Annotated in this window: 6 protein-coding genes and 1 pseudogene; 6 read left to right on the forward strand and 1 reads right to left on the reverse strand. The window is 39.7% G+C overall.

What is annotated here, in order from left to right; genetic code table 11:
* Positions 1 to 432: 432 nt before the first annotated feature.
* The 6 genes from FTU06_RS16455 (at position 433) to FTU06_RS16480 (ending at position 5,061) form a co-directional block, all read left to right on the forward strand.
* The gene (locus FTU06_RS16455; protein WP_180147607.1) at positions 433 to 1,389 is read left to right on the forward strand and encodes a VacJ family lipoprotein; all 957 of its coding nucleotides are present in this window, start codon (positions 433 to 435) and stop codon (positions 1,387 to 1,389) included.
* A 98-nt stretch (positions 1,390 to 1,487) separates the two neighbouring features.
* A complete protein-coding gene (gene gigA, locus FTU06_RS16460) occupies positions 1,488 to 2,456 on the forward strand; it encodes an RsbU family protein phosphatase GigA (RefSeq protein ID WP_078189557.1) in 969 nt (322 codons plus the stop codon).
* A 112-nt stretch (positions 2,457 to 2,568) separates the two neighbouring features.
* Positions 2,569 to 3,087, forward strand: a complete 519-nt coding sequence (gene gigB, locus FTU06_RS16465) for an anti-anti-sigma factor GigB (protein ID WP_078189558.1) — start codon at positions 2,569 to 2,571, stop codon at positions 3,085 to 3,087.
* A gap of 32 nt (positions 3,088 to 3,119) precedes the next feature.
* Entirely contained in the window at positions 3,120 to 3,944 is an 825-nt protein-coding gene (locus FTU06_RS16470) for a carbon-nitrogen hydrolase family protein (RefSeq protein ID WP_180147609.1), read from the forward strand.
* A 95-nt stretch (positions 3,945 to 4,039) separates the two neighbouring features.
* Positions 4,040 to 4,465 (forward strand): organic hydroperoxide resistance protein, encoded by a 426-nt coding sequence (locus FTU06_RS16475; protein ID WP_180009660.1) that lies wholly within the window; start codon positions 4,040 to 4,042, stop codon positions 4,463 to 4,465.
* 203 nt (positions 4,466 to 4,668) lie between these two features.
* Positions 4,669 to 5,061, forward strand: a complete 393-nt coding sequence (locus FTU06_RS16480) for a DUF4951 domain-containing protein (RefSeq protein ID WP_180147611.1) — start codon at positions 4,669 to 4,671, stop codon at positions 5,059 to 5,061.
* Between the two features lie 142 nt (positions 5,062 to 5,203).
* Here the strand turns inward: FTU06_RS16480 and FTU06_RS16485 are convergent.
* Positions 5,204 to 5,294: pseudogene (locus tag FTU06_RS16485) on the reverse strand (IS5/IS1182 family transposase); the annotation flags it as partial.

Genomic DNA, 5,294 nt, shown 5'->3' on the forward strand with positions numbered 1-5,294 from the left:
ATTTCGATCAATCAACTAGTAAAAATCCACACAAGTTGTTCTTCATAATCTCTTAATGATCTTCTTGTTGGTTCGTCACCAGCAAGCTAGGTCGGCTATATTACTCTTTATTTCTAAAGAGTCAACCGGTAATTCAAATTATTTTTAAACTTATCAAATAAAACCCAACTCAATCAATTCATTTAAGTCATTGTTTTATCAGAAGTTTTAATCTTCATCACCGCCGATGGTTGTGCATTCTACAGCATTTCACATCCGTTGCAATACCTTTTTTAAAATAATTATTTTGAGCGCACATTTTTCACTCAAATTACATTTTTTCATTCATATTTTGATCAAATTTGGTTTAATAGTAATAAATCAGGATTATTTGAACGTTTTTACTTATTATACGGCAAACATTTTGCCGCGCTAAAAGCGTCAGGACTATATATGCGCCAAACTTCTTTTTTATATGCAGGATTATTGTCACTTGTCGTAACAACACCTGTATTTGCAAATGACGAGGCTTCAGCACCTGTTGCTCAAGACTCAGAAGCTGCCAATAAATCAAAAACGCAACAACTTGCGCATGCTGCGATGGTCAAGTCATCTGAAGTTGCAAAAAAATTATCTGTAAATGCAAATGCAGCACAATCAGAAGAAGATAAAGATCCTTTCCAACCGATCAACCGGAAAGTTTACGCATTTAATGATTATTTAGATGTCCATATTGCCCGCCCTGCTGCTGTGCAATATGTCGCAAAAACCCCTAAGGATATTCGTGAATCTTATCGTTTATTCCGTAAAAATTTGGGCGAACCTTGGAATGCATTTAACCAACTCATTCAAGGACGACCGACACGTGCCGCAAAAAGTCTGGGGCGTTTTACTGTTAATACACTGACAACTTTAGGCTTTGCTGACCCTGCAAGCCGTCTAGGTCTAGAAACAGAAGATGAAAACTTTGGCGCGACTTTAGGTTATTACGGTATTCCTTCTGGTCCTTATATTGTTCTACCGGTGCTTGGTCCAAGCACATTGCGTCAAACCGTCGGTCTAGCTGTAGATAGTCAAGGACGTCCACAGAAATATATACTTGATGGTCATGATGTAGCTTACTGGTCTGAGCAAACTTTACGTGGAATTGATACTCGCGCTCAATTACTGGATATCGAAGGTGTATTGCAAGGCGATAAATACGCTCAAATTCGTGATATCTATTTGCAACGCCTGAACTATTCTATTGCCGAGAAAAAAGGGATTGCTGAAGAAAACTTATTTATTGATGAAGAAGATGACGATATTGATGAATCTGAAGATAATTCAACTGATGTTTCATCTGATGATTCTAGCGATTTCATTGATGACACAAGTTCAGATGAAACTGACACAGCAACAACTGAATAAATAAAATTTTTCAATTGGCTGGTGTGGTTTTTCCCTCCAGCCATCATTAGCTTGCTATAGTACACTTATTATCTATCGAAGGATTCATCTAATTCTTTATGTATTTCATTCAACCTACTCGTGATATTCCATATTTAGATCAGGTACTTGATGCGCTTCCTAGCGTACAAATGATTAACATTGAAGATCTAGACTTGTATGATCCAACGATCATTGCAATTGCTGATGTTGCCGACTTTTTAAATCACCAATGGACACTTCCTACTATTGTGCTCGCTTTTGAGCATGAAGGTGCTGCATTGGCTCAAGCTTGGCAACAAGGCGCTTTAGCAGGATGGGTTTGGGATCATATCCCAACTAATCTTCAGGTGGCACTTACTAAAATTGATGCGCAATACAAACGCAATCAAGACAGCCGTGATCTCCCTTCTGCTGCAGATTTGCAAAAACGTTTACTGCCCAACCCGATTGAACTCCACAACTATAAAGTTGAAACATTCTTCCAACCATCTGCTTATTTATCGGGTGATTGGTACGATTACTGGAAAATCAGCGATAAAGAAATCATGTTTTATCTCGCAGATGTGTCCGGTCATGGCGTAACGAGTAGTTTACTGACTTCGTGGATGGCAGCTTTCCACGGTCGTTCAAAAACCCCAAGAGAGTTGATCAAAAAACTCAATGGCATGTTGGTTCAAGAAAATATTGAAAAGCACATTACCATGATTGCAGGAATACTCAATCTCGATACGCATGTCTTGAAATGGTCTAGTGCAGGCCATTATCCGCCGGCCATTTTATTTGAACCCGGTCTTCCCGCACGAATTTTAAATACCAGCAGCTTCCCACTCGGCTTAACTGAAGATCTAGAAGTTGAAGAGTTTGAATTTACCTTAAATCGTTATTCTCGCTTTGTAATTTGCTCGGATGGCGCACTTGAACCTTTTGACGGTGGATTGAATGAACAGCTAGGTCAATTGGTTTATCACTTGCAAAATCAATCATTTCAAGCACCAGACCATGTTGCTGACGATATTGCCATCCTAAGTTTACGTCGAATCAATTAGTCACGAAATCAACCACTTAAACTGAATACGACTTTCTGATCATGCTCGGCTACTTGAGTAAGCTGTGCCCCTATGGGATAATTTACTATCCTTCTCTGCAAATGGCATTTATATGTCAACAGGTCATGTTGAATATGCAAGCTTGAACGGAACGCATATTTTTAAGCTTATTGGCGAAGTGCGTGCCCAATCTTGTATTAGTCTAGACAAGTTATTAAACAAAATTGAACAGCAACAAAATGTCGTCGGTGCAATCGTTGATTTAACCCAAACGACATTTATCGATAGTACTGTTCTTGGCATTTTGGCGAAACTGGGTTTGAAGCTTAAACAAGTTCACCATATCCAAGCGGTAATGTTGTCTACAAACTCTGATATCACAACGCTTGCCAATAGCATGGGTTTAGGTCAAGTGTTTGTTATTTTGAATTATTGTGGTGATCCAAGTGTATGCACTCGCGCACTTATGGAAGAACACATTACCCATAGCAATATGCTGAATACGGTTTTAGATGCACACAAAACGCTGATGAAACTGAATGATAGCAACCAAAATATGTTTGAGCCTTTGGTCAAACAACTACAAAAAGAGCAGGATAATCTAGAGCAACCCAAGCAGCAAAATGTCTAATTTAGGTTAATCACAGCAGAGACCCTCTTCGCATGACTTTACTTTCCGTTGCACAAATGAATTCTCAAAATGACATTGAAGATAACTTCAAAGTGATCGAGTCATTGATGCAACAAAGTCAGGCTCAAGGTGCGAGTCTCATTGTATTTCCTGAAAATTTTGTCTGCTTTGCCGCAGGTAAACAACGCGAAACCGCGGCGCAATTTGAAAGTATTCAGCAGCGACTAGAACAACTCGCACATCGTTATCAACTTTGGATTGTTGCGGGTACACTCCCATGCCCCTATCGTCCAGATGGTTCAATCATTCAAGATGGGCGTGTCCGTACTGTTAGCCTGTGTATCAGCCCTGAACGCACCGAAGCACGTTATGACAAAATTCATTTATTTGATGTTCAAGTTGGTGATGCTGTCGGTGGCTATCAAGAATCAAAATTCTTTGAACCTGGTACTGAACCCGTAGTTGCAAAAACACCTTTTGGCAATATTGGCCTGATGGTGTGCTACGACTTGCGCTTTCCTGAACTGGCTTTGATACTTCGTACCCAAGGCGCAAATATATTAACTACGCCTGCGGCTTTTACTTATACCACGGGTGAAGTGCACTGGCAGCTCTTACTGCAAGCCCGTGCTATGGATAGTCAATGTGCTGTATTAGGTGCCGCACAACAAGGCTGGCATGGTGAAAAGCGTCAAACTTGGGGTCATGCTGGAGCAAGCAACAGCCGTGGTCAAATTTTAGCAATCACCGCAGAAGAAGGCGCTCAACTACTCACAGTTCCTTTTGACTTAGACGAGCAGCAACAGATTCGCGCATCAATGCCACTGATGCAGCACCGTGTTTTGGTTCAATATTGATTTTCACTCTGTATAAAATTACAAAAAAACTGAATATTATTTAAACAAAATCCCCCACGATATGATTTTGAACCATCATCTGAGGGATTAGAAAAATGACTTTAGAAAAAGCAGTTTATACAGCCCATGCAAAAGCCACTGGTGGTCGTGATGGTCGTGCAACGACGTCCGATGGTCATTTAGATGTTCAATTGGCGGTGCCGAAAATTATGGGGGGTACAGGTAATGGTACGAATCCTGAACAACTCTTCGCCGCTGGTTATTCAGCCTGTTTTTTAGGTGCAATGAAATTTGTGTCTAACCGAGATAAAATTTCGATTGCCCCTGCTGCCTATGTTGAAGGTGATGTTGGTATCGGCCCTATTCCAACAGGATTTGGTATTGAAGTGACGCTTAATATTCATCTTGAGGGTATGGATGCAAGCGAGGCACAGAAATTGGTCGATGCTGCACATATTGTTTGCCCCTATTCAAATGCGACCCGAAACAATATTAATATCACTTTAAATGTTTTGACTTAAATCCATTTGTACCTATCTATACAAAGCACTATTTTAATTCCTTATAAAATAGTGCTTTGAACTTTTTTGACTTCTACAAATCTACAGCTGAGCTCAAAATAAAGCCTTATCCATTTCCAATGCATTTAAATATTCTTATTCAGCTACCAAAACCTTGCTAAAATATATAACGATTATTATTTACATTCATTTGTTGATCTATGATGCTTAAACCTCTCCTTATCAGTACATTGCTAATCAGCGCATCTACACTAAGTTTTGCCGAATTAACCCTGTCTGAAAAAGTCCGTCCTCACATTAAATCCTTGGTCAATCCAGATATTCAACGTCTTGCGCTACCGCCAACACCGAACAACATGTCTTTACCTGCCTATGGTCAAGGCATCATTGGTTGGGGTACAGGCCCAGAAGGTGCTGCAGCGCGCTTAGCCAACATCACCAAAGCCGACGTTGAAAAGCTTAAAACTCAAGATGTCACTTTAGAGATGGTTCAAACTTGGCAAAAGTTTTATGAAAATAAAACGCAGCGCAATGCAGGTAACCCAACCGCGCCCATTCGTGCTGAATTGATGAAGAAAGTTGTCAGTTTGTGGTAAGTGAAAGACCGTACAGCCCATATTTTTGGGCTGTTTTTGTTCAAATTAAAATAAAAAATTATGAGACATTCGATAGAAAGAATAATGAATAAAATTTAAAAAATGTTTAGGGTGTGTTGACATTTACAGCCGATAAATTGAGCTAAAGAGGCAACCATATAAATATACAAGCTAAAGCAACAGTGCTTTGATAGTTACGTTTTAGCTTATCGTATCTTGTGGCAATTCCTCTA

Origin of the sequence: Acinetobacter sp. YH12052, from assembly GCF_013419835.1 — a bacterium.
GTDB classification, from domain to species: domain Bacteria; phylum Pseudomonadota; class Gammaproteobacteria; order Pseudomonadales; family Moraxellaceae; genus Acinetobacter; species Acinetobacter amyesii.

Bases quoted from the DNA above. Each gene is read 5' to 3' on its own strand.
- FTU06_RS16480 (WP_180147611.1), top strand. From the start codon at position 4,669: ATGCTTAAACCTCTCCTTATCAGTACATTGCTAATCAGCGCATCTACA.
- FTU06_RS16470 (WP_180147609.1), top strand. From the start codon at position 3,120: ATGACTTTACTTTCCGTTGCACAAATGAATTCTCAAAATGACATTGAA.
- FTU06_RS16455 (WP_180147607.1), top strand. From the start codon at position 433: ATGCGCCAAACTTCTTTTTTATATGCAGGATTATTGTCACTTGTCGTA.
- gigB (WP_078189558.1), top strand. From the start codon at position 2,569: ATGTCAACAGGTCATGTTGAATATGCAAGCTTGAACGGAACGCATATT.
- gigA (WP_078189557.1), top strand. From the start codon at position 1,488: ATGTATTTCATTCAACCTACTCGTGATATTCCATATTTAGATCAGGTA.
- FTU06_RS16475 (WP_180009660.1), top strand. From the start codon at position 4,040: ATGACTTTAGAAAAAGCAGTTTATACAGCCCATGCAAAAGCCACTGGT.